Annotated in this window: 23 protein-coding genes; 13 read left to right on the top strand and 10 right to left on the bottom strand. The window is 65.6% G+C overall.

Annotation, left to right across the window (positions count from 1 at the left end; translation table 11 throughout):
• Window positions 1–135: 135 nt before the first annotated feature.
• On the top strand, window positions 136–1530 hold the full coding sequence (gene argH, locus RTI28_RS10790) for an argininosuccinate lyase (protein WP_316920436.1): 1395 nt from the start codon (window positions 136–138) through the stop codon (window positions 1528–1530).
• A 151-nt stretch (window positions 1531–1681) separates the two neighbouring features.
• Here argH and RTI28_RS10785 read toward each other — a convergent pair whose 3' ends face one another.
• A complete protein-coding gene (locus RTI28_RS10785) occupies window positions 1682–2347 on the bottom strand; it encodes a glutathione S-transferase (RefSeq protein ID WP_316920435.1) in 666 nt (221 codons plus the stop codon).
• A 148-nt stretch (window positions 2348–2495) separates the two neighbouring features.
• On the opposite strand from RTI28_RS10785, the gene RTI28_RS10780 reads away from it, so the two are divergent.
• The 3 genes from RTI28_RS10780 (at window position 2496) to RTI28_RS10770 (ending at window position 6143) form a co-directional block, all read left to right on the top strand.
• Entirely contained in the window at window positions 2496–2780 is a 285-nt protein-coding gene (locus tag RTI28_RS10780; RefSeq protein ID WP_316920434.1) for a hypothetical protein, read from the top strand.
• A gap of 85 nt (window positions 2781–2865) precedes the next feature.
• Window positions 2866–3111, top strand: coding sequence for a TIGR02647 family protein (locus RTI28_RS10775; RefSeq protein WP_316920433.1), 246 nt, complete (start codon window positions 2866–2868; stop codon window positions 3109–3111).
• 176 nt (window positions 3112–3287) lie between these two features.
• Complete coding sequence (locus RTI28_RS10770) at window positions 3288–6143, top strand: class I adenylate cyclase (RefSeq protein ID WP_316920432.1); 2856 nt, start codon at window positions 3288–3290, stop codon at window positions 6141–6143.
• On the opposite strand, the gene rnk is transcribed toward RTI28_RS10770, so the two are convergent.
• The 3 genes from rnk to cyaY all read right to left on the bottom strand — a co-directional run bounded on the left by rnk (window position 6144) and on the right by cyaY (window position 7357).
• Complete coding sequence (gene rnk, locus RTI28_RS10765; protein WP_316920431.1) at window positions 6144–6554, bottom strand: nucleoside diphosphate kinase regulator; 411 nt, start codon at window positions 6552–6554, stop codon at window positions 6144–6146. It abuts the gene before it with no gap.
• Between the two features lie 247 nt (window positions 6555–6801).
• Window positions 6802–7023, bottom strand: coding sequence for a DUF1289 domain-containing protein (locus RTI28_RS10760; protein WP_316920430.1), 222 nt, complete (start codon window positions 7021–7023; stop codon window positions 6802–6804).
• Between the two features lies 1 nt (window position 7024).
• Window positions 7025–7357, bottom strand: a complete 333-nt coding sequence (gene cyaY / locus RTI28_RS10755; RefSeq protein ID WP_316920429.1) for an iron donor protein CyaY — start codon at window positions 7355–7357, stop codon at window positions 7025–7027.
• Between the two features lie 187 nt (window positions 7358–7544).
• Between cyaY and lptM the strand changes: the two genes are divergently transcribed.
• The 6 genes from lptM to RTI28_RS10725 are packed head-to-tail and all read left to right on the top strand — an operon-like array spanning window position 7545 to window position 12116.
• A complete protein-coding gene (lptM, locus tag RTI28_RS10750; protein ID WP_042121033.1) occupies window positions 7545–7682 on the top strand; it encodes an LPS translocon maturation chaperone LptM in 138 nt (45 codons plus the stop codon).
• A gap of 9 nt (window positions 7683–7691) precedes the next feature.
• The gene (gene lysA / locus RTI28_RS10745) at window positions 7692–8939 is read left to right on the top strand and encodes a diaminopimelate decarboxylase (protein WP_316920428.1); all 1248 of its coding nucleotides are present in this window, start codon (window positions 7692–7694) and stop codon (window positions 8937–8939) included.
• Window positions 8940–8943: 4 nt separating this feature from the next.
• Window positions 8944–9774: a diaminopimelate epimerase gene (dapF, locus tag RTI28_RS10740; protein ID WP_316920427.1), complete on the top strand. Its 831-nt coding sequence runs from the start codon at window positions 8944–8946 to the stop codon at window positions 9772–9774.
• A 13-nt stretch (window positions 9775–9787) separates the two neighbouring features.
• Window positions 9788–10525, top strand: a complete 738-nt coding sequence (locus RTI28_RS10735; protein WP_316920426.1) for a DUF484 family protein — start codon at window positions 9788–9790, stop codon at window positions 10523–10525.
• Entirely contained in the window at window positions 10525–11424 is a 900-nt protein-coding gene (gene xerC / locus RTI28_RS10730) for a tyrosine recombinase XerC (RefSeq protein ID WP_316920425.1), read from the top strand. The genes RTI28_RS10735 and xerC overlap by 1 nt, the downstream gene beginning before the upstream one ends.
• Complete coding sequence (locus RTI28_RS10725; protein WP_316920424.1) at window positions 11421–12116, top strand: HAD-IA family hydrolase; 696 nt, start codon at window positions 11421–11423, stop codon at window positions 12114–12116. The genes xerC and RTI28_RS10725 overlap by 4 nt, the downstream gene beginning before the upstream one ends.
• Window positions 12117–12263: 147 nt before the next feature.
• On the opposite strand, the gene sutA is transcribed toward RTI28_RS10725, so the two are convergent.
• From sutA to glnK, 3 genes are all read right to left on the bottom strand, one after another.
• Entirely contained in the window at window positions 12264–12587 is a 324-nt protein-coding gene (gene sutA / locus RTI28_RS10720) for a transcriptional regulator SutA (protein WP_042121027.1), read from the bottom strand.
• A gap of 467 nt (window positions 12588–13054) precedes the next feature.
• On the bottom strand, window positions 13055–14389 hold the full coding sequence (locus tag RTI28_RS10715) for an ammonium transporter (protein ID WP_316920423.1): 1335 nt from the start codon (window positions 14387–14389) through the stop codon (window positions 13055–13057).
• A gap of 39 nt (window positions 14390–14428) precedes the next feature.
• On the bottom strand, window positions 14429–14767 hold the full coding sequence (glnK, locus tag RTI28_RS10710) for a P-II family nitrogen regulator (protein ID WP_002555808.1): 339 nt from the start codon (window positions 14765–14767) through the stop codon (window positions 14429–14431).
• A 411-nt stretch (window positions 14768–15178) separates the two neighbouring features.
• Between glnK and RTI28_RS10705 the strand changes: the two genes are divergently transcribed.
• Window positions 15179–15442 (top strand): accessory factor UbiK family protein, encoded by a 264-nt coding sequence (locus RTI28_RS10705; protein WP_316920422.1) that lies wholly within the window; start codon window positions 15179–15181, stop codon window positions 15440–15442.
• Window positions 15443–15678: 236 nt separating this feature from the next.
• Window positions 15679–17178, top strand: a complete 1500-nt coding sequence (locus RTI28_RS10700) for a YifB family Mg chelatase-like AAA ATPase (RefSeq protein WP_316920421.1) — start codon at window positions 15679–15681, stop codon at window positions 17176–17178.
• Here RTI28_RS10700 and RTI28_RS10695 read toward each other — a convergent pair whose 3' ends face one another.
• Window positions 17179–17496: a DUF6124 family protein gene (locus RTI28_RS10695; RefSeq protein WP_042121009.1), complete on the bottom strand. Its 318-nt coding sequence runs from the start codon at window positions 17494–17496 to the stop codon at window positions 17179–17181.
• Window positions 17497–18000: 504 nt separating this feature from the next.
• Between RTI28_RS10695 and RTI28_RS10690 the strand changes: the two genes are divergently transcribed.
• Window positions 18001–19434, top strand: coding sequence for a mechanosensitive ion channel family protein (locus RTI28_RS10690; RefSeq protein ID WP_316920420.1), 1434 nt, complete (start codon window positions 18001–18003; stop codon window positions 19432–19434).
• Here the strand turns inward: RTI28_RS10690 and RTI28_RS10685 are convergent.
• Window positions 19431–20720 carry an FAD-binding oxidoreductase gene (locus RTI28_RS10685; RefSeq protein WP_316920419.1) on the bottom strand — a complete coding sequence of 430 codons (1290 nt, stop codon included), beginning with the start codon at window positions 20718–20720 and terminating at the stop codon, window positions 19431–19433. The genes RTI28_RS10690 and RTI28_RS10685 overlap by 4 nt on opposite strands.
• Window positions 20721–20815: 95 nt before the next feature.
• Window positions 20816–22306 carry an aldehyde dehydrogenase family protein gene (locus RTI28_RS10680; protein ID WP_316920418.1) on the bottom strand — a complete coding sequence of 497 codons (1491 nt, stop codon included), beginning with the start codon at window positions 22304–22306 and terminating at the stop codon, window positions 20816–20818.
• Window positions 22307–22308 lie beyond the last annotated feature (2 nt).

Genomic DNA, 22308 nt, shown 5'->3' with positions numbered 1-22308 from the left:
CCGTTCAATCGTTGAATATCGCCCCAGGGGGCGGCACGGCCCCATATTTGTGCCGACCGCCGAGCCCCGACGGGCGTGGCAACCCTGTTATCATCCGCACACTTTTTCCCGTTCACGCCTTCAACGAGCGAATCCATGAGCACTGACAAGACCAACCAGTCCTGGGGCGGCCGCTTCAGTGAGCCCGTCGACGCCTTCGTCGCCCGCTTCACCGCCTCCGTCACCTTCGACCAGCGCCTGTACCGCCACGACATCATGGGTTCGATCGCCCACGCCACCATGCTGGCGAAGGTCGGCGTGCTCACCGACGCCGAGCGCGACAGCATCATCGACGGCCTGAAGACCATCCAGGGCGAAATCGAGGCCGGCAACTTCGACTGGCGCGTCGACCTCGAAGACGTGCACATGAACATCGAGGCACGCCTGACCGACCGCATCGGCATCACCGGCAAGAAGCTGCACACCGGACGCAGCCGCAACGACCAGGTGGCCACCGATATCCGCCTGTGGCTGCGCGACGAGATCGACCTGATCCTCGCCGAAATCACCCGCCTGCAGCAGGGCCTGCTGGAACAGGCCGAGCGCGAGGCGGAAACCGTCATGCCCGGCTTCACCCACCTGCAGACCGCCCAGCCGGTGACCTTCGGTCACCACCTGCTGGCCTGGTTCGAAATGCTCAGCCGCGACTACGAGCGCCTGGTCGACTGCCGCAAGCGCACCAACCGCATGCCCCTGGGCAGCGCCGCCCTGGCCGGTACCACCTACCCGATCGATCGCGAACTGACCTGCCAGCTGCTGGGCTTCGAAGCCGTGGCCGGCAACTCGCTGGACGGCGTCTCCGACCGCGACTTCGCCATCGAATTCTGCGCCGCCGCCAGCGTGGCGATGATGCACCTGTCGCGCTTCTCCGAAGAGCTGGTGCTGTGGACCAGCGCGCAGTTCCAGTTCATCGACCTGCCTGACCGTTTCTGCACCGGCAGCTCGATCATGCCGCAGAAGAAGAACCCCGACGTGCCAGAGCTGGTACGCGGCAAGACCGGCCGCGTGTTTGGCGCCCTGACCGGCCTGCTGACCCTGATGAAAGGCCAGCCGCTGGCCTACAACAAGGACAACCAGGAAGACAAGGAACCGCTGTTCGACGCCGCCGACACCCTGCGCGACTCGTTGCGCGCCTTCGCCGACATGATCCCGGCGATCAAGCCACGTCACGCGGTGATGCGCGAAGCGGCCCTGCGCGGCTTCTCCACCGCCACCGACCTCGCCGACTACCTGGTGCGTCGCGGCCTGCCGTTCCGTGACTGCCACGAGATCGTCGGTCATGCAGTGAAATATGGCGTGGAAAGCGGCAAGGACCTGGCCGAGATGAGCCTCGACGAACTGCGTCAGTTCAGCGACCAGATCGAGCAGGACGTGTTCGCCGTGCTGACCCTGGAAGGTTCGGTCAACGCCCGCAACCACATCGGCGGTACCGCGCCGGCGCAGGTTCGCGCCGCCGTGGCCCGCGGCCAGGCCCTGCTGGCCAGCCGCTAATGGCCAGCCCATGACCTTGTAGGAGCTGGCTTGCCTGCGAAGGACCGCAAAGCGGTCCCGGTTCCTGATCTGCCGCCGGGGGAAGACAATTGGCCTGGCTGGTGAGCGGGAACCGGGACCGCTGCGCGGTCCTTCGCAGGCAAGCCAGCTCCTACACGCCGCGCGCCTTGACCACCTGCTCCAGGAAGGTCGGGAACTGCGCCGCCTTGGCTTCATTGATGCCGGCCATGTGCGGATTCTGCGCCAGCAGCGCGAGCAGCTCCCGTGCCTGCGGGAAGTCTTCCAGCACGTCCACGCCAAAGACCTTCTTGCCCACCAGGCAGGCCAGGTCGACGCTGAAGGCGAAATAGATGTCCGCCACGGTGAAGCTGTCGCCCGCCACATAAGGCGCGAAGGTGCCGGCGCGCTTGAGTGTGGCCAGGCCGGCGAGCAACTCCTGCCACGCCTTGGCCTTGATGTCTTCTGGCACTTCGGCGCCGAAGAATGCCTGCGGGTACAGGGCGCGGGCCGTCAGCTCGATATACAGCTCGATCTCCTTGGCCAGCTCCCAGACCTTGGCCCGGGCGAACGGATCGGCCGGCAGCAGCGGCTTGCCGCCCTGGGTCTGCTCGATGTAGTCGAGGATCACCGCGGTTTCACTGAGGAAACCCTGCTCGGTCTCCAGCACCGGCACCTTGCCGCGCGGGCTGATCTTCAGCGCGTCCGCCGCCTGCCCGCCGAAGAACAGCACTTCCTCGAACGGCAGGCCTTTTTCCAGCAGCGCCAGTTTGACCATGTTGTAGTAGTTGCTGACCGCGAATCCATGAAGCTTGAGCATGAGGAACAGCCTCCAGGCCGTAGGGGGTTGGCCGGGTTGTTATAGCCGCAATCGCCCGGGACTGACCAGCATCATGCATCCGCCAGATAGCCCGGCATTGTCGCGCGGGCCGTGGCACACTGGCCGCCTCACCCAGAGGAGCGCGCCCATGAGCGACCACGATATCGACCACGACGAAGAAGAAGCCTTCGCCGAATCGACCCTGACCCAGGCCATCGAGAACCAGATCGAAAGCGGCGAACCGCCAGCGGCCAAGGCGGCGTTCAACAAGCTGACCCTGGTCGGCTACGAGCGCGAGGACATCCTCAACCTGATGGCTCACGTGCTGGCGATCGAGATCGACGCCATGCTCGACGAAGACCGCCCGTTCAATACCGAGTGGTACGAAACCGCGCTGCGCGCCCTGCCCGAACTGCCGCCGGAAAAAGACTGACGCACAAGCGGGCGAGGCTGACTACACTGCAAGTCCAGGCATCCGCAGAGGTGCCACCCTCCTTTTCTTGAAGTCCGGAGTACCTATGTCGTTTACCCCCGAGCTGGTTGCCGAACTGGAAATTCTCGCGCTGTTCAACCTCGACAGCACCCAGGAAGGACTGAAAGTCCACACCACTGCCGCGCCCCAGGCCATCGCCGCGGCCAAGCGCCTGCATGAAAAGCAGCTGATCACCCAGCCCGATGGGGGCTACCTGACCAGCCTGGGCATCGATGCCGCCCAGGCCACGCAGCAGTTGCTGACGATCCTCAACGTTTCCGAAACCGTCTGACTCCCGACGTAGCCGGCAAGCCCGCAGCCTCGTGCAACGGGCTTGCCACAGCAAATTCGGCGGTGCCGACCAACGGCGCTGGAAAAATGGCGTCAAAAATCAAATAGCGCTTATCCCTTCGCTGCCACTGCGGCTAAACTCGCCCGTGCCTTCATGACGGCCGGTTTAAGCTTGCGATGAATCTTCCTCACGAAATCCGCCCTGACCTCGACCAGGGTATCGACCGCAAGGTCCTCAACCAGTTGCGCAAACGCTTCCTGGATCTCAACCAGGGCCGTCTGGCCCGGGCCATGGAAGGGTTGTCCAGCCGCCAGCAGCAGGTGCTGACCCTGCTGCCGCTGTTTTTCCACGTCAATCATCCGCTGCTGCCCGGCTACGTCTCCGGCACCACCCCGGCCGGGGTGTCCGCCTATGAGCCCAGCCCGCTGGTCCTGGCCGAGGCCCAGCGCCTGACCCGCTCGTTTTCCTACAAAGCCAAACGCGGCGACAACCTGCTGCCCATCCACGGCCTGTTCCTGATGGGCAGCCTGGGTACCCTGGCCCAGGCGGAACAGAGCGACATGGACATCTGGGTCTGCCACGCCTCCGACCTCGGCGAGACCGCGCTCGCCGAGCTGCGCAGGAAATGCCGCTTGCTGGAGGCCTGGGCCGCCAGCCAGGGCGCCGAGGCGCATCTGTTCCTGATCGAGCCGCGGCAGTTCGTCACCGGCGAGCGCGACAGCCGCCTCAGTTCCGACGACTGCGGCACCACCCAGCATTACCTGCTGCTGGACGAGTTCTACCGCACCGCGATCTGGCTGGCCGGGCGCACGCCGCTGTGGTGGCTGGTGCCGGTCTACGAGGAAGGCAACTACGCGCATTACACCCAGACCCTGCTGTCCAAGCGCTTCGTGCGCTGCGACGAGGTCCTCGACCTCGGTCACCTGGCACACATCCCACCCGGCGAGTTCGTCGGCGCCGGACTGTGGCAGCTGTTCAAGGGTATCGAGTCGCCCTACAAGTCGGTGCTCAAGCTGCTGCTGACCGAGGTCTACGCCAGCGAGCACCCGGACGTGCGCTGCCTGAGCCTGCACTTCAAGCAGGCGGTGTTCGCCAACGTGCTCGATATCGACGAGCTGGACCCGTACATGATGGTCTACCGGCGTATCGAGCAATACCTGCAACGGCGCAACGAAACCCAGCGCCTGGAGCTGGTGCGCCGCAGCCTGTATCTCAAGGTCAACCGCAAGATCAGCCAGCTGGCCCGGCAGAAACCGAACTGGCAGAGCGAGCTGCTGGAGCGCCTGGCCCATGAGTGGGGTTGGGACGAGCGACAGCTGGCGCTGCTCGACAGCCGCAGTCAGTGGAAGGTGCGCCAGGTCGCCGCCGAACGCCGGGTGCTGGTGGCGGAGCTGAACCACAGCTACCGCTTTCTCGACCAGTTCGCGCGCAATCTCGGCGCCACCGCGCGCATCGACCAGCGCGACCTGAACATCCTCGGCCGGCGCCTGTACGCTGCCTTCGAGCGCCGCGCCGGCAAGGTCGAGTTCGTCAACCCGGGGGTCGCCCCGGACCTCGCGGAAGACACCCTGACCCTGGTCCAGTCGCCCGACCGCAAGGAACCGGGCCAGCACCACTGGGGCCTGTACAACGGCAACCTGAACGCCCTGGAATGGGAGCACTTCACCCCGATCAAGCGCACCCGCGACCTCCTCGACCTGCTGGCCTGGGCGCACCGCAACGGCGTGATCGACAGCGCCACGCGCCTGGCCCTGCACCCAGGCAGCAGCGACCTGAGCGAGTACGAGCTGTTCAACCTGCTCGGCAGCCTGCAGCAGAGCGTGATGCTGCCGCTGGCCACGGTCAGCGATGCGCGCCTGCTGCGCCCGAGCGTGGCCGATGAAGTGCTGTTGCTGGTCAACGTCGGCGTCGACCCGTTGCGCCATCACCGCGACCTGAACATCCTCATGACCACCGAGCGCACCGACTCGCTGAGCTACGCCGGGGTGCGGGAAAACCTGGTACTGACCCTCGACCAGATCGTCCTCAACAGCTGGAACGAAGTGCAGGTACTGCGCTACGACGGCGAACACGCACTGATGCGCTGCATCCGCGACTACCTCAACAGCCTCGACAACGGCACCGCGGACCACCCGCATCGCCCCAGGCTGCGGGTGCGCAGTTTCTGCCACAACCGCGCCCTGGCCATCGCCCAGCGCGTCGAGGAGGTCTTCACCAGCGCCCAGGCGCTGTACGACCAACGCCTGGAGCACCGCTACCTGATCCAGGTACAGCAGCACACCCATGTACTCGAGCTGTTCGGCAGCGGCGTCAACCTGGTCGCGCTGGACAGTCACGCCGCCCTGCTCGCCTATCTGGGCGAGGAGCGCAGCACCTACAGCCCGCTGGCGCTGGACGCCAACGTGCTGGAGGACCACGACCTGGCGCTGATCCTGCCCCTGGGCCAGCCGCAGTGCGTGCAGGTGTTCTACCGGGTGCAGGACACCTGGGCGGACGTCTACGTATTGGATGAATACAACGCACTGTGGCAACAGCGCCTGCCGTTTCACGACGAAAGCAGCCTGCTGCTGCCGCTGCAGCGCTTCCTGCAGGCGGTGGTGTTCCGGCGCAATGCACGACTGCCGATGGACGAGCAGCAGGCTCATCCGCTGGACACCCTGTACTACCGGGTGCTGCCGTCAGGCATGGGCCGCGCCCGTCACGTCGAGCCCTGGCAGGCACCGCAACTCGCGCTGGACCTGCCCTACTACGAAGTCCAGGCGATCATCCAGGCGACCGCGGACGACGCTTTGCACGTCACCCTGTACTGCAACCAGAAGGAGTTTTCCGAGCTCGACCACGGCGACCAGCTGTATACCGTGGTCGCCCGCGAGATCATCGAACAGCGCCGCGATGCACAGCGCTACCGCTGCTACATCACCGACCTCGACCTCTCCGACCTGCTCGCCGACGGCCAGGGTTCGAGCATGCTCTACCTGCGCTACAAGCAGGACCTGGAGCGGGTGTTGAACCAGGCGCTGGCGGCGGTCTGATCAGAGGTCGAAGTCGCCCGCTGCTTCCGGCTGGTATTCGACTTCCAGTAGCTTGAGCTTGAGGGTCTTGCCGCCCGGGGCCGGCCAGTCGATCTGCTCGCCCACCGACAGGCCGAGCAGCGCGCAGCCGATCGGCGCGAGGATCGACACGTTGCCTTCCTTGCCGGCGTCCTGCGGGTAGACCAGGGTCAGGTGGTAGTCCTTGCCGCTGGCTTCCTCGCGGCAGTGCACGCGGGAATTCATGGTCACCACCCCGGCGGGGATCTCCTCGTGACCGACCACCTGGCCGGCGCGGTCCAGCTCGCCCTGCAGGGCGAGGACACCCGGGGTGTCTTCATCGAGGCTGTCGATCAGGCGCTCGAGACGCTGCACGTCCAATCGGGTGAGGGTGAGGGAAGGTGTGGTGCTCATGATCCAGTCAGGCTCCTTTTGGCAGATCGAATAAAGCAAAACCCCGCCCAAGGGCGGGGTTTTTGAAGGTTCGGCATTGGCCGGGATGGGCTGACACTACCACAGCAGGGTAAATACTCAAGGGCCCACCGGGACCGCGCTGCGGTCCTTCGCGAGCAAGCTCGCTCCCACAGCAGCAGGATCGGCACCTCATCTTGTGGGAGCGAGCTTGCTCGCGAAGGCCTGCAAAGCAGGCCCGAACCTCCGATCAGGAGGCGCAGGCTGCCGATCGCCTCACATCCGCCTGCGCAACAATCTCCCGCCGCTGCTGGTCATCCGCCGAACGCCACTGGCGAATATCCTCGACATGGCGGAAACAGCCGATGCACACCCGCGCCTCATCCAGGCGGCAGGTGCCGATGCACGGCGACGGCACCGCTGGGCTGACGTTGCTGTACAGCGGCTTGGGCGGGCGGACTTCGCTGCTCATTTCAGATCTCTTCGAAATCGAGCTTCTCGCCGGCACGCTCCCAGACGATGCGCTCCAGCATCTCGCCCAGCAGTTCCTCGGTCTTCTCGCAGATCCACTTGCCGCTTTCTTCGTCGTAGTCGAAGTGGAAACCACCGGAACGGTCGGCCAGCCACAACTGGCGCAGCGGTTCCTGACGGCTGAAGATCAGTTGGGCGCCATTGTCGAACTTGACGGTCAGCACACCGGCCGAGTTTTCCATGTCCAGGTCCAGGTCGCTTTCATCGAACAGGTCTTCCAGTGCCTGTTGGGTCGCGTCTACCAGATCGTGAAAACGCGCTTCGCTCAAACTCATTGCAGGAACCTCGAAAAATGTCTGCTCAACACGCAAGCCGGGCAAGATACGAGCGCTTCGCCGCGAATGCAAAGACAAACGTCGTGCCACCCGGACGCACCGCCCGACGGCTGACCGGCTACATAGGCAAGGCGCCGGGCGCTCGGTATACTCCGGCGCAATACTGCTTAAATCAAAGGATTTCGCCATGAAGCGCCTGATTTCCTCCCTCGCGGCGCTCGTCGCGGTTGCCTGCCTTGTCTCCGCCTGCGGTCAAAAAGGCCCCCTGTACCTTCCTGACGACAGCAAGGACGGCAAGAAGTCGCAATCGCACCAGCACCGGTAAGGAATCCCGATGGACGCTTTCAACTACCGCGACGGCGAGCTGTTCGCGGAGGGTGTAGGCCTGTCGGCGATCGCCGCACGCTTCGGCACACCGACCTACGTGTACTCCCGGGCCCATATCGAGGCCCAGTACCGCAGTTACGCCGATGCCCTGCAGGGCACCTCGCACCTGGTCTGCTTCGCGGTCAAGGCCAACTCCAACCTGGGCGTGCTGAACGTCCTGGCGCGTCTCGGCTCGGGCTTCGACATCGTCTCCGGCGGTGAGCTGGAGCGCGTCCTGGCCGCGGGTGGACGTGCCGATCGGGTGGTCTTCTCCGGCGTCGGCAAGACCCGCGAGGACATGCGCCGCGCCCTCGAGGTCGGCGTGCACTGCTTCAACGTCGAATCCACCGAGGAGCTGGAGCGCCTGCAACAGGTCGCCGCCGAAATGGGCGTGCGCGCCCCGGTGTCGCTGCGGGTCAACCCGGACGTCGACGCCGGCACCCACCCGTACATCTCCACCGGTCTCAAGGAGAACAAGTTCGGTATCGCCATCGCCGATGCCGAAGAGGTGTACATCCGCGCCGCGCAGCTGCCGAACCTGGAAGTGGTCGGCGTCGACTGCCATATCGGTTCGCAACTGACCTCGCTGGAACCCTTCCTCGACGCCCTCGACCGCATCCTGATGCTGGTCGACCGCCTCGGCGACTGCGGCATCCTGCTCAACCACCTCGACCTGGGTGGCGGTCTCGGCGTGCGCTACCGCGATGAGCAGCCGCCACTGGCCGGCGACTACATCAAGGCCGTGCGCGAGCGCCTGGGCGAGCGCGACCTGGCCCTGGTCTTCGAGCCGGGCCGGCATATCGTGGCCAACGCCGGCGTGCTGCTGACCCGCGTGGAATACCTCAAGCACACCGAGCACAAGGACTTCGCCATCGTCGACGCGGCGATGAACGACCTGATCCGCCCGGCCCTGTACCAGGCCTGGATGGACGTCAGCGCCGTACAACCGCGAGACGGCGAGCCGCGCCCCTACGACGTGGTCGGCCCGATCTGCGAGACCGGCGACTTCCTCGCCAAGGACCGCGCCCTGAACCTGGCCGAAGGCGACCTGCTGGCCGTTCGCTCCGCGGGCGCCTATGGTTTCGTCATGAGCTCCAACTACAACACCCGTGGCCGCAGCGCCGAAGTACTGGTCGACGGCGACCAGGCTTTCGAAGTGCGCCGCCGCGAGACCGTAGCCGAGCTGTTCGCCGGCGAAAGCCTGCTGCCGGAGTGACACGATGCTTTTGCGTTTTACCAAGATGCACGGCCTGGGCAACGACTTCATGGTCCTCGACCTGGTCAGCCAGCACGCGCACATCCAGCCCAAACACGCCAAACAGTGGGGCGACCGCCACACCGGGATCGGCTTCGACCAACTGCTGATCGTCGAGGCGCCGAGCAATCCGGAAGTGGATTTCCGCTACCGCATCTTCAACTCCGACGGTTCCGAAGTGGAACAGTGCGGCAACGGCGCGCGCTGCTTCGCTCGCTTCGTGCTGGACAAGCGCCTGACCGCGAAGAAGCGCATCCGCGTCGAGACCAAGGGCGGCATCATCGAACTGGACGTGCGCAACGACGGGCAGATCTGCGTCGACATGGGCCCGCCGCGCCTGGCCCCGACGGAAATCCCGTTCCAGGCGCCGACCCAGGCCCTGAGCTATCCGCTGGAAGTCGGCGGACAGACCGTCGAGCTGGCCGCGGTGTCGATGGGCAACCCCCACGCCGTGCTGCGCGTCGATGACGTCAACGCCGCGCCGGTCCACGACCTCGGTCCGCAGATCGAACACCACCCGCGCTTTCCGCAGCGGGTCAACGTCGGCTTTCTCCAGGTCATCGACCGGCATCGCGCGCAACTGCGCGTCTGGGAACGCGGCGCCGGGGAAACCCAGGCCTGCGGTACCGGCGCCTGCGCCGCCGCGGTGGCTGCCATCAGCCAGGGCTGGATGGACTCGCCGCTGCTCATCGACCTGCCCGGCGGACGCCTGTCCATCGAATGGGCGGGTCCGGGCAAGCCGGTGATGATGACCGGCCCGGCCGTGCGCGTGTATGAAGGACAGGTTCGTCTATGAGTGAGTACCAGCCATGACCGATCAGCCCCAGGCGCCAGCCGCGGAACCCGACGAGAACCTCGTGGAGGGCTCCACGCCCGACGTCGGGGCCGAAGCCGTGGCCGCCTACCTGCGTGCCCACCCCACCTTCTTCGCCGAGCATGACGACCTGTTGCTCGACATGCTCATTCCCCACCAGCGCGGCGACAGCGTGTCGCTGGTGGAGCGCCAGCTGACGCTGCTGCGCGATCGCAATATCGAGATGCGCCACCGCCTCTCGCACCTGATGGATGTCGCCCGCGACAACGACCGGCTGTTCGACAAGACCCGCCGCCTGATCCTCGACCTGCTCGACGCCGACAACCTCGAAGCCGTGGTCATGGCCGTGGAAGATCGTCTGCGCCAGGACTTCCAGGTGCCCTTCGTCAGCCTCATCCTGTTTGGCGAAAACGCCGCGCCAGTAGGCCGCTGGGTCAGCAGCGGCGAGGCCCAGCAGGCCATCGGCGGACTGCTCGGCGGCGGCAAGACCGTCAGCGGCAACCTGCGCGACCATGAGCTGGACTTCCTGTTCGGCGAGGCACAGCGCAAGGAAGTCGCCTCCAGCGCGGTGGCAGCCCTGGAGCACCAGGGGCTGCACGGCGTGCTGGCGCTCGGCAGCCGCGACCCGCATCACTACAAGAGCAGCGTCGGCACCCTGTTCCTCGGCTATATCGCCGAGGTCCTCGGCCGCGTGGTGCCACGCCTGACCCAGACCCTGCGCCCGGTGCGCTGATGGAACGCCAACTGGAGGCGTTCTGCGCGCACCTGCGCAGCGAACGCCAGATGTCCGAGCACACCCAGCTGGCCTACCGCCGCGACCTCGACAGCGTCCTCGCGTATTGCACCACCGCGGGCATCAACGACTGGAAAGCCCTGCAGATCCAGCATCTGCGCCAGTTCATCGCCCGCCGTCACCATCAGGGCCAGTCGTCGCGCAGCCTGGCACGCCTGCTCTCGGCGGTGCGCGGTTTCTACCGCTACCTGAACCGCGAAGGCCTCTGCGATCACGATCCGGCCAACGGCCTGTCCGCCCCCAAGGGCGAACGGCGCCTGCCGCGAGCGCTGGACACCGACCGCGCCCTGCAACTGCTGGAAGGCGGCGTGGAGGACGACTTCCTGGCCCGTCGCGACCAGGCGATTCTCGAGCTGTTCTACTCCTCCGGGCTGCGCCTTTCCGAACTGACCAGCCTCGACCTCGAACAGCTCGACCTGCCCGCCGGGCTGGTCCAGGTCCACGGCAAGGGCAGCAAGACCCGCGTCCTGCCCGTCGGCCGCAAGGCTCGCGAAGCACTGGAGCAATGGCTGGCGCTGCGCAGCCTGAGCAACCCCAGGGACGCTGCCGTGTTCGTCAGCCAGCAAGGACAGCGACTTGGCCCGCGGGCCATCCAGAAGCGGGTCAAGGCCGCCGGCGAGCGCGAACTGGGCCAGAACCTCCACCCGCACATGCTCCGGCACTCCTTCGCCAGTCACCTGCTGGAGTCGTCCCAGGACCTGCGCGCGGTCCAGGAGATGCTTGGCCACGCCGACATCAAGACCACCCAGATCTACACCCACCTCGATTTCCAGCACCTTGCGGCGGTCTACGACAGCGCGCATCCTCGTGCCAAACGCAGTAAAGGCGGCGACTCATGAGTATTCAGCTGATTACCTTCGACCTCGACGACACCCTGTGGGACACCGCGCCGGTGATCGTCAGTGCCGAGGCCGTTCTGCGCGACTGGCTGGCGGCCAATGCCCCCAGTCTCGGCGCAGTACCGGTAGAGCACCTGTACACCATTCGCGAGCGCGTGGTGCAGGCCGAACCCGGTCTCAAGCACCGCATCAGTGCCCTGCGCCGGCGCGTGCTGTTCCATGCCCTGGAAGAAGTCGGCTACAGCGAGGCCCACGCCCGCGAGCTGGCCAACGAAGGCTTCGAGGTGTTCCTCCACGCCCGCCACCAGTTGGAGATCTTCCCCGAGGTACAGCCGGTGCTGGAACTGCTGCGCCGCCACTACACCCTCGGCGTGGTCACCAACGGCAATGCCGACGTGCGCCGTCTGGGCCTGGCCGACTATTTCAAGTTCGCCCTGTGCGCCGAAGACCTCGGCATCGGCAAACCGGACCCGGCGCCCTTCCTCGAAGCGTTGCGCCAGGGAGAGGTCGAGGCCGGTGCCGCGGTACACATCGGCGACCATCCCGGTGACGATATCGCCGGCGCCCAGCGCGCCGGCCTGCGCGCGGTGTGGTTCAACCCGCAGGGCAAGACGTGGGAGGCCGAAGGCCGGCCGGATGCGGAAATACAGCGACTGTCGCAACTGCCCGACGTTCTCGCGGGCTGGCGCTGAGCCTGAAATCGATGTCGCGGCAGCTCCCACAAGCTGCATGCACCCACGGACTTTGTGGGAGCGGGCGTCGCCCGCGATGAGGCCAGCGAAGTTACCCAAGACGCAAAAAAGCCCGCTGCAATGGCGGGCTTTTTCGTCACGGCGACCTCAGATAGGACGGCTGCCGTACTTGTTGTCGGGCTTCTTGGGCGGATCGGCAACCACGTTGGCTTCGACCTCCTGCACCTTGCCACCCCGTGCCAGGAAATCTTCCATGGCCTTGGCGAGCGCGTCGCGCTCCTTCTGCTTGGCTTCCATGCTCGGCATCTCGTCGACCGAGACCGCCGCCTTGGACTTGCCCTTGGCCGCAGGAGCCGGGCTGTCATCGCCGCTGTCGTCGGCTACGTCGTCCGCCGCCGCTTCAAGGCCTTCATCACCCTCTTCGTCGTCGCCCACTTCGAGGTCATCGTTTTCCAGATCGTCGTCGCTCATGTTCTACCTCATGACTTGCGAAAAGCAGATTAGTTATAGACCAGTTGCCGTAGAGGTTTACGACCGCTGGAGAAAGATCACGGGGTCACGAGTCACCCATGATCGGAGCGCCCGCCGCTTCACCTGACGAACGCTGTGCAGGCTCCTCAGAGCCTGACCGAATAAAGAGCCGCCGGTTCAAAAGCACCGGCCAGTCCCTGCCAACCGGCTCGCTCATCAGCAAGCCTAGCAAAGGGCCATGAAGTGTGTGAACAGGCCATCATCACCCCACGGCGCGCATTCTAGCGTGCCCGATGAAAAAGCAAAGTGCCTAAAACGCCCTGAAGACTGTAAGTTTTCCGCCGACAATCGCAGACCCATTCCATGAGGGATGAACCTGCGGCGAAAAACCGTTTGCGTGCTGCCAGAGAGGCAAAATCGGGACGAAAAAATGCCCGGCGAACCGGGCAAGTTTTTTTCTCGGCGGGTTACAGGTTGTAGCCACGCTCGTTGTGTTGTGCCAGGTCGAGACCGACCGATTCTTCTTCTTCGTTCACACGCAGCCCCATCACTACGTCCAGAACTTTCAGGATCACGTAGGTGACGATGGCGGTGTAGATCACGGTGAAGCCGACGCCCTTGGCCTGGATCCAGACTTGCGCGGCGATGTCGGTGACAGTGCCGAAGCCGCCCAGGACCGGAGCTGCGAACACACCGGTGAGGATCGCGCCGACGATACCGCCGACACCGTGCACGCCAAAGGCATCCAGCGAGTCGTCATAGCCCAGTTTGCGTTTCAGGCTGGTGGCGCAGAAGAAGCAGATCACACCGGAAACCAGACCGATCACCAGGGCGCCCATCGGGCCGACAGTACCGGCGGCCGGAGTGATGGCGACCAGACCGGCAACCACACCCGAGGCGATGCCCAGGGCGCTCGGTTTGCCGTGGGTGATCCACTCGGCGAACATCCAGCCCAGCGCGGCGGCGGCGGTGGCGATCTGGGTCACCAGCATGGCCATGCCGGCGGTGCCGTTGGCGGCAGCAGCGGAACCGGCGTTGAAGCCGAACCAGCCGATCCACAGCATGGCCGCGCCGACCAGGGTGTAGCCGAGGTTGTGCGGAGCCATCGGCGTGGTCGGGAAGCCTTTGCGCTTGCCCAGCACCAGGCAGCAGACCAGACCGGCGATACCGGCGTTGATGTGCACCACGGTGCCGCCAGCGAAGTCCAGCACGCCCCAGTCCCACATCAGGCCGCCGTTACCGGACCAGACCATGTGCGCGATCGGTGCGTAGACCAGGGTGAACCAGATGGCCATGAACACCAGCATCGCGGAGAACTTCATGCGCTCGGCGAAGGCACCGACGATCAGCGCCGGGGTGATGATGGCGAAGGTCATCTGGAAGACGATGAATACCGCTTCCGGGAAGGCCGCGGTCAGGCTGGCCGGAGTGACGCCGGCAAGGAATGCCTTGGACAGACCGCCGACGAAGGAATTGAAGTTGGTGACGCCCTGTTCCATACCGGTGGTATCGAACGCCAGGCTGTAGCCGTAGATCACCCAGAGGACGCTGATCAGGCCGGTGATGGCGAAGCACTGCATCATCACCGAGAGGACGTTCTTGGAACGCACCATGCCGCCGTAGAACAGGGCCAGGCCGGGGATGGTCATGAACAGCACCAGGGCCGTCGACGTGAGCATCCAGGCAGTGTCGCCGGAGTTCAGGGTAGGGGCTGCGGCCGCCGTGGTTTCCTCGGCCAGCGCCAGGGCAGGCATTACGAGGGACAAAAGGGCTCCTAGCCCTGCGAATTGACGCAGAGTCATGTTGTTTTCTCCTGGGGCGTTGGGTTTGGGGCGGCTTTTTTAGATCGCGTCGGTATCGGTTTCGCCGGTACGGATGCGGATAGCCTGTTCCAGATTCACCACGAAAATCTTGCCGTCACCGATCTTGCCGGTGTTGGCGGCCTTGGTGATGGCTTCGATGACCCGATCCAGATCCTTGTCGTCGATGGCGACGTCGATCTTGACCTTGGGCAGGAAGTCGACCACGTACTCCGCGCCGCGATACAGCTCGGTGTGACCCTTCTGGCGACCGAAGCCTTTGACTTCAGTGACAGTGATGCCCTGCACGCCGATTTCGGACAGCGACTCGCGCACATCGTCCAATTTGAACGGCTTGATGATGGCAGTGACTAGCTTCATGAAACTCTCTCCCGAATAGGTGGACTTGCCCCAGGAAAACAAACCCGACTCAAGTCTAAGCGCAGTGCCTGGGCTTTGTAACGTTTCGTCGGCACAACTCCCCGTGCCGACTCGCGAAACCGCACCAGACCAAACCTCGTGTCTTCGCTCCGCCTGAGCACTGCTTCGTCCTGGGACTGCATCAGTGCATGGGTCACGATGGTCTTAGCAGAAACAGTGCCATGTCCGGGAAAACGCCAATTTACAAAGACTTGGGTGCAAAACCCGATCTTGGCCAGTCGCCAGCAGGCAAAACGACGCACAACAACGGTGCGCACCCGGCGCGGCAGATGCGCAAAAAGTGTGCAGCGAAAGCCGCAGATTGCCCCGTGCTACACTGCCGGCCCTCTTTTCGAAACAGGAGCGCCGACCATGCTCGCGCCGAAAGCCTTTCTCGATGCCCTGAGCGACCAGGCCTCGCGCCTGTTCAGCAACGACAGCGCACAGCCGCGTGGCGAACTGGAGAACCAGTTCCGGGCCCTGCTGCAAAGCGGCTTCAGCAAACTGGACCTGGTCAGCCGCGAGGAATTCGACAGCCAGATGGTCGTCCTCGCCCGCACCCGCGCCCGCCTCGAAGCCCTGGAAGCCAAGGTCGAGGAACTCGAAGCCCGCCTGAATCCCCTCGCCAGCGAATAAGCGCTGCGCTGCGGCCAGTGCCGTCGGCGCTGGCCACCGTCGATGCCCCGTACACTTCAACCCCGCTGAAACGGCTTCGGGAATCCTCTCCTCGCTTTCGATCCCCGTCGCATCGGCCAGTGTGGACTTGCTACCCGGGGAAATACGCCGAAGCACTCTGCACGGTCCGCCCCACGGACCCGCCACTATCCTTGCAAGGCCGCACGACGCGGCCCCGCAACGATCATGGAGTGTTCATGTCCCTCGCCCTCGTCCACAGCCGCGCCCAGGTGGGCGTGCTGGCCCCGCCCGTCCTCATCGAAGCGCATCTGGCCAACGGTTTGCCGACCCTCACGCTGGTCGGCCTGCCGGAGGCCACGGTCAAGGAAAGCAAGGACCGGGTGCGCAGTGCGATCGTCAATTCAAAGCTGGAGTTTCCCCAGCGGCGCATCACCCTCAATCTCGCCCCGGCAGACCTGCCCAAGGATGGCGGGCGTTTCGATCTGGCCATCGCCCTGGGCCTGCTCGCCGCCAATGGCGAGTTTCCCCTGGCGGCGCTGGAGACGGTGGAGTGCCTGGGCGAACTGGCGCTGTCCGGTGCGGTACGACCGGTACAGGGTGTGCTGCCGGCGGCCCTCGCCGCACGCGATGCCGGGCGGGCGCTGGTGGTGCCGAAGGCGAATGCCGAGGAGGCCTGCATGGCCTCCGGACTGGTGGTGTATGCGGCGGAGCATCTGCTGGAACTGGTCGGGCATTTCAGCGGGCAGCAACCGCTGCAGCCGTATCAGGCCAATGGTCTGCTGCTGAATCCACGGCCCTATCCGGACCTCAGTGAAGTGCAGGGCCAGATTGCCGCCAAGCGGGCGCTGCTGGTGGCGGCGGCGGGGGCGCACAACCTGTTGTTCAGCGGGCCGCCCGGGACCGGGAAAACCCTGCTCGCCAGTCGCCTGCCCGGCCTGCTGCCGCCGCTGGACGAGCGCGAAGCGCTGGAAGTGGCGGCGATCCAGTCGGTGGCCGATGCCAGGCCGCTGGATTGCTGGCCGCAACGACCGTTTCGGCACCCGCATCACTCGGCATCCGGGCCCGCGCTGGTCGGCGGGGGTTCTCGTCCAACCCCCGGGGAAATCACCCTGGCTCACCACGGTGTGCTGTTTCTGGATGAGCTCCCGGAATTCGAACGCCGGGTCCTGGAAGTGCTGCGCGAGCCGCTGGAGTCCGGCGAGATCGTGGTGGCGCGGGCGCGGGACCGGGTGCGGTTTCCGGCGCGCTTCCAGCTGGTCGCGGCGATGAATCCCTGCCCCTGTGGCTATCTTGGCGATCCCACCGGCCGCTGCCGCTGCAGCAGCGAGATGATCCAGCGCTACCGCAACAAGCTGTCCGGCCCGCTGCTCGACCGCATCGATCTGCACCTCACCGTCGCCCGCGAAGCCACCGCGCTCTCGCCCAGCCACAACGACGGTCCCGACAGCGCCACCCTAGCCCGACAGGTCGCCCTGACCCGCGCGCTTCAGCAGCAGCGCCAGGGTTGCGCCAACGCCTTTCTCGACCTGCCCGGGCTACGTCGACATTGCGGGTTGTCCACAGACGACGAGCAGTGGCTGGAAACCGCCTGCGAGCGGCTGACCCTGTCGCTGCGGGCGGCGCACCGGCTGCTCAAGGTGGCGCGGACGCTGGCGGATCTGGAAGCAGTGGAGAACATTCGCCGGGAGCATCTGGCCGAGGCATTGCAGTATCGGCCGGCGGGGCAGGAGAGCTGATTACTCTTGCCTGCTGCTGCCGTTCCGAATGAACCCCGCCAGCACCGAGTCCACCAGCGCCTTGGCCATCTCAGCCTGCTGGGCCAGGCCGATCACCAGGGCGTGGTCGTTGGCGGTCAGGTGTTGCGCGGCATCGCAGGCGGAGGCCCGCAGGCAACTGAGCAGCAGGCAGGCATGGACCAGCGCGTCTTCAGTGCAAATGCCCTCACGCACCATGAACATGCAGTTGCCATGGAAATCATGCGGACCGAATGACGTACCAGAGGTGCTGAACCGGGAGAAATCGAAGGGCGGCGGATCGGGGACGGGCTTTTTCATTGCGCAACTCCTATGCGGTGAAGCTGCCGCCATAGCGCTGCGAAACGAATGGGTGGCAGCTGTACGCGGGTTCGCAGACCGGGCATAGGAACCGGCGCACCCGAAGGTGCCCCGCGCACAACCGCCATGACAGGACAGGCCGACAGTGATCGACCGAAGACTGAGATGAGGTTCTGGCTATGCTCTGGGCTGCGACACCCGGTCGCTGAAAATCAGCGACCGACAGAGGCTAGGCAGCCAGCCAGGCCGGCGCAACAGAGCAACAGGCCGCGAAGTATGATTCAGAAACTACTGACAGAAAACGGCTACAAGGCATTGTGAAATCTGTTGTTTCGAATGACAGTTGGGACAGTCGGGGACTGCTTCGCAGTCCTTCGCGGGCAAGCCACGCTCCTACGGGGGGGCGGCAAGACCCCGTTTTGCGCGATGACCCCGTAGGAGCGCGGCTTGCCCGCGAAGGACCGCCTAGCGGTCCCCAAAAGCACCCCGCACCGTGAGAGCCCCATGCCCACCTTCATCCAGGACCACGCCCTGCTGATCAGCATCACCCTGCTCCTACTCGACCTGCTGCTCTGGCGCGCCATTCCCCTGGAACAGCGCAACTGGCGCACGGCGTCCCGAGTGCTGGCGTTCCTGCTGTTTTCGGCGGTGCTGATCAGCGCCGGCATCAGCCCCCTGCAGCCCCCGCCCTGGCCCGACGACGTGGCGCGCAACCTGGTGGCGACGGTACTGGAGATCGTCTGGTGGCTGTTCGCCGCGCGCACGCTCACCGTGGTCCTCGGCCTGGTCCTGATTTCCCGCAGCGGCCACACCGGCCGCCTGCTCCAGGACGTGCTCGGCGCGGTGATCTTCCTGGTGGCGATCGTCGCCGCCGCGGCCTATGTCATGCAGCTACCGGTCAAGGGCCTGCTGGCAACCTCCGGGGTGATGGCGATCGTCATCGGCCTGGCCTTGCAGAGCACCCTCAGCGATGTGTTCTCCGGCATCGTCCTCAACACCACCCGCCCCTATCAGCTCGATGACTGGATCAGCATCGACGGCACCGAGGGCAAGGTGATCGATATCGACTGGCGCGCCACCCGCCTGCTGACCGGCAACGGCAGCATGGCGGTGATCCCCAACTCGGTGGCGGCCAAGGCGAAGCTGCTCAATTTCAGCCGGCCCAACGATGTTCACGGGGTGTCCATCAGCGTGGTGGTACCGGCCAGCGTGCGCCCGCGCAAGGTCCTGGATGCCCTGGAGAAAACCCTGCAAGGCAGCAGCGCGCTGCTGACCAACCCGGCGCCGAAGGCGACGATCAAGAGCTCCAGCCTGGAGTCGGTGGAGTACGAAGCCAGCGGTTTCGTCGCCTCGATGGGCCAGAAAACCAGTGTGCGCAACCAGATGTTCGACCTGGCCCATCGCCACCTGGTCGCCGCCGGCGTGATCTGGAACCCGGAAAGCGACCTGCGCCCCTGGAGCCGCCAACGCAATCTGCTGGAAGACGTGCGCATCTTCCGCGCCCTGAGCAGCGAGGAAAAGGACAGCCTCAGCCAGCGCATGATCGCCGTGGAGTACCCGGCGGACCAGGTGATCCTCGGCGTCGACGAAGCCTCCGCGCACGTCCTGGTGATCGGCACCGGCGTGGTCTCGGCCTCGGTCCGCGACGGCGAGCGCCTGCTGGAAGCCGGACGCATGGGCCCGGGCGAAGTGCTGGGGGTCGAGGGCCTGCTCGACGCTGACGCCTCCAGCGCCGAGTTCCGCAGCCTGACCAGTTGCCTGCTCTATCGCATCGACAAGGCCGAGGTCCGCAGTTGCCTGGAGCAGCGCGACGAGGTGAAGGCGGCGCTGAGCAAGCTGCAGCGCTTGCGTCAGGAAAACAGCCAGTCGTTGCTGCTGCAGAAACCCGCCACGATCAAGAAAGGCGGGTTCCTCAACTGGCTGCAGCGCAAGGTCTAGAGCACCACGCGCAGACACTGCCCGGCGTGATACAGCGAGAACCCGGTCTCGTAGAAACCGGTGCGCAGCGCCGGCACCGCCACCGGTTTCATCGGCGAGAACGGGATCGGCAATGTGGCAGGATCATCCTCCAGCAGGAACTGGGCGAAGGCCTTGCCGATCACCGTGCCGGTGGTGTTGCCACGGCCGTTGTAACCGGTGACCGCGACGATCCCCGGCGCCGGCTCGAACAGGCGCATCAGGTGATCCGGGGTGAAGTCGATGCAGCCGGTCCAGTGCATTTCCCACTCGACCTTGCCCAGTTGCGGGAAATAGTGACTCTGGATGCGGTCGGCCCAGCTGCGGATGAACCAGGCCGGCTTGTTGTCGACCCGGCCGAGGCTACCCAGCAGCAGGCGGCCCTGCTCGTCGCGGCGGATGCTGCTGAGCACGGTGCGGGTGTCCCAGGAGCCCTGGCCGTGCTTGAGCACGTTGTCGGCGGCGGCACCGTGCAGCGGCGCCGAGGCGACCTGGTAGTAGTAGCCGCGGAAGAAATGGCGTTGCAGGTCGGTCCAGTCGCCTTCGGTGTAGGCGCCGGTGGAGATCACCACTTTTTCGGCCTGCACCGAGCCTTTCGCGGTCTTCACCAGCCAGCCCTGGTTGCCGGCGCGCTCCAGGCCCTGCACCGGCGACTGCGCATGAATCCGCCCCCCCAGGCGCTCGACGGCCGCGGCCAGGCCACGGGTGTAGGCCATGGGGTTGATGGTGCCGGCGCGGCGGTCGAGCAGCGCGGCGGAGATCTGCGTGGTGCCGCAGTATTCCTCGCAGCGGGCGCCGCTGAGCAGTTCGACATCGGCGCCGCGGCGGGTCCATTGTTCGTGGCGGGCCTGCAGGTCGGCGACGCCAGTGGCGTTGTGCGCCATGTGCAGGGTGCCTTGGTTGCGCGCCTGACAGTCGATGCCGAGGCGCTCGATCAGGGCAAAGACTTGCGCGGGTGCCTCGCCCAGAACCTTGTTCAGGCGACTGCCCTGTTGCTGGCCGAGGGTGGCTTCGACATCGTCGGGGCGGATCCAGGTGCCGGCGTTGACCAGGCCGACGTTGCGCCCGGAACCGCCGTTGCCGATGTCACAGGCTTCCAGCAGGACCACGGACTTGCCCTGCTCGAGCAGGTGCAGGGCGGCGCTGAGACCGGTGATGCCACCGCCGATGACGCAGACGTCGGCCACGGCCGCGCTGACCAACGGCGAAGCGGGGGCCGCGGATGGGGTGACGTATTCCCACAGGCATTGTTGACGCAGATCGGGCATGGGTGGGTCCCCGGAGCAGATATTGGTTTTGTTATCTGGGGCCGCTGGGCGGCCCTTCGCGAGCAAGCTCGCTCCTGCAGAGGATCGTCGGGCCCTCAGTCGAACACGATGCCCTGGGCCAGCGGCAGCTCACGGGAGTAGTTCACCGTGTTGGTCTGCCGGCGCATATAGGCCTTCCAGCTGTCCGACCCCGATTCACGCCCGCCGCCGGTTTCCTTCTCGCCACCGAAGGCGCCACCGATCTCCGCGCCGCTGGTGCCGATATTGACGTTGGCGATGCCACAGTCGCTGCCTGCCGCGCTCTGGAAACGCTCGGCCTCGCGCAGGTCGGTGGTGAAGATGCACGAGGACAGGCCCTGCGGCACCTCGTTGTTCAGGCGCAGCGCTTCCTCGAAATCATCGTAGGTCAGCACATAGAGGATCGGCGCGAAAGTCTCGTGACGGACCACCTCGGTCTGCCCCGGCATGTCGACGATGGCCGGCGCGACGTAGTAGGCATTCGGGTACTGCTGCGCCAACTGGCGCTCGCCACCGAACACCTGGCCACCCTCGTCGCGCGCACGCGCCAAGGCGTCCTGCATGGCCTGGAACGAGGCCTTGTCGATCAGCGGCCCGATCAGGTTGCCCTGGCGGGGATCGCCGATACGCACCTTGCCGTAGGCGGATTGAACCCGGGCCAGCACTTCGTCCTTGACCGAACGGTGCACGATCACCCGGCGCAAGGTGGTGCAGCGCTGCCCGGCGGTACCGACGGCGCTGAACAGCACGGCGCGCACGGCCAGGTCGAGGTCGGCGCTGGGGGCGAGGATCATGGCATTGTTGCCGCCCAGTTCGAGGATGCTGCGACCGAAGCGCGCGGCGACCCGCGGACCGACTTCACGGCCCATGCGGGTGCTGCCGGTGGCGCTGACCAGCGGCACGCGCGGATCGTCCACCAGCGCCTGGCCAGCGTCGCGGTCACCGATGATGACCTGGCTCAGGTGCTGCGGTGCATCGCCGAACCTGGCCAGTGCCTTCTCGAACAGGGCCTGGCAGGCCAGTGCGGTGAGCGGCGTCTTCTCCGACGGCTTCCACACCACGGCGTTGCCGCAGACCAGGGCCAGGGTGGTGTTCCACGCCCACACCGCGACCGGGAAGTTGAAGGCGCTGATCACCCCGACCACGCCCAGCGGATGCCAGCTTTCACGCATGTGGTGGCCAGGACGCTCGGAGGCGATGGTCAGGCCGTAGAGCTGGCGCGACAGGCCCACGGCGAAGTCGCAGATATCGATCATTTCCTGCACTTCGCCCAAGCCTTCCTGGGTGATCTTGCCGGCTTCCACCGAGACCAGTTCACCGAGGTCGGCCTTGTGCTCGCGCAGCACCTCGCCGAACAGGCGGATCAACTCACCGCGACGCGGCGCCGGCACGTTGCGCCAGGCCTCGAAGGCCTGCTGGGCGCGCTCGATCCTGGCCCCGACCGAAGCCGCCGACTCCAGTTGCACCGAAGCGATCACGCTGCCGTCGATCGGGGTGTGAACGGGATGGTTGCCCGTGGTGTAGGCGCTGGCCGGGACACCCAGGCGGTCAAGCAGTCCATCAACCATTT

This window comes from Pseudomonas sp. zfem002, assembly GCF_032621685.1.
GTDB classification, from domain to species: domain Bacteria; phylum Pseudomonadota; class Gammaproteobacteria; order Pseudomonadales; family Pseudomonadaceae; genus Aquipseudomonas; species Aquipseudomonas japonica.
The sequence above is the reverse complement of the archived record's forward strand: the minus strand, read 5'-3'. Positions and strand labels throughout refer to the sequence as shown.

Bases quoted from the DNA above. Each gene is read 5' to 3' on its own strand.
- argH (WP_316920436.1), top strand. From the start codon at position 136: ATGAGCACTGACAAGACCAACCAGTCCTGGGGCGGCCGCTTCAGTGAG.
- RTI28_RS10785 (WP_316920435.1), bottom strand. From the start codon at position 2,347: ATGCTCAAGCTTCATGGATTCGCGGTCAGCAACTACTACAACATGGTC.
- RTI28_RS10780 (WP_316920434.1), top strand. From the start codon at position 2,496: ATGAGCGACCACGATATCGACCACGACGAAGAAGAAGCCTTCGCCGAA.
- RTI28_RS10775 (WP_316920433.1), top strand. From the start codon at position 2,866: ATGTCGTTTACCCCCGAGCTGGTTGCCGAACTGGAAATTCTCGCGCTG.
- RTI28_RS10770 (WP_316920432.1), top strand. From the start codon at position 3,288: ATGAATCTTCCTCACGAAATCCGCCCTGACCTCGACCAGGGTATCGAC.
- rnk (WP_316920431.1), bottom strand. From the start codon at position 6,554: ATGAGCACCACACCTTCCCTCACCCTCACCCGATTGGACGTGCAGCGT.
- RTI28_RS10760 (WP_316920430.1), bottom strand. From the start codon at position 7,023: ATGAGCAGCGAAGTCCGCCCGCCCAAGCCGCTGTACAGCAACGTCAGC.
- cyaY (WP_316920429.1), bottom strand. From the start codon at position 7,357: ATGAGTTTGAGCGAAGCGCGTTTTCACGATCTGGTAGACGCGACCCAA.
- lptM (WP_042121033.1), top strand. From the start codon at position 7,545: ATGAAGCGCCTGATTTCCTCCCTCGCGGCGCTCGTCGCGGTTGCCTGC.
- lysA (WP_316920428.1), top strand. From the start codon at position 7,692: ATGGACGCTTTCAACTACCGCGACGGCGAGCTGTTCGCGGAGGGTGTA.
- dapF (WP_316920427.1), top strand. From the start codon at position 8,944: ATGCTTTTGCGTTTTACCAAGATGCACGGCCTGGGCAACGACTTCATG.
- RTI28_RS10735 (WP_316920426.1), top strand. From the start codon at position 9,788: ATGACCGATCAGCCCCAGGCGCCAGCCGCGGAACCCGACGAGAACCTC.
- xerC (WP_316920425.1), top strand. From the start codon at position 10,525: ATGGAACGCCAACTGGAGGCGTTCTGCGCGCACCTGCGCAGCGAACGC.
- RTI28_RS10725 (WP_316920424.1), top strand. From the start codon at position 11,421: ATGAGTATTCAGCTGATTACCTTCGACCTCGACGACACCCTGTGGGAC.
- sutA (WP_042121027.1), bottom strand. From the start codon at position 12,587: ATGAGCGACGACGATCTGGAAAACGATGACCTCGAAGTGGGCGACGAC.
- RTI28_RS10715 (WP_316920423.1), bottom strand. From the start codon at position 14,389: ATGACTCTGCGTCAATTCGCAGGGCTAGGAGCCCTTTTGTCCCTCGTA.
- glnK (WP_002555808.1), bottom strand. From the start codon at position 14,767: ATGAAGCTAGTCACTGCCATCATCAAGCCGTTCAAATTGGACGATGTG.
- RTI28_RS10705 (WP_316920422.1), top strand. From the start codon at position 15,179: ATGCTCGCGCCGAAAGCCTTTCTCGATGCCCTGAGCGACCAGGCCTCG.
- RTI28_RS10700 (WP_316920421.1), top strand. From the start codon at position 15,679: ATGTCCCTCGCCCTCGTCCACAGCCGCGCCCAGGTGGGCGTGCTGGCC.
- RTI28_RS10695 (WP_042121009.1), bottom strand. From the start codon at position 17,496: ATGAAAAAGCCCGTCCCCGATCCGCCGCCCTTCGATTTCTCCCGGTTC.
- RTI28_RS10690 (WP_316920420.1), top strand. From the start codon at position 18,001: ATGCCCACCTTCATCCAGGACCACGCCCTGCTGATCAGCATCACCCTG.
- RTI28_RS10685 (WP_316920419.1), bottom strand. From the start codon at position 20,720: ATGCCCGATCTGCGTCAACAATGCCTGTGGGAATACGTCACCCCATCC.
- RTI28_RS10680 (WP_316920418.1), bottom strand. From the start codon at position 22,306: ATGGTTGATGGACTGCTTGACCGCCTGGGTGTCCCGGCCAGCGCCTAC.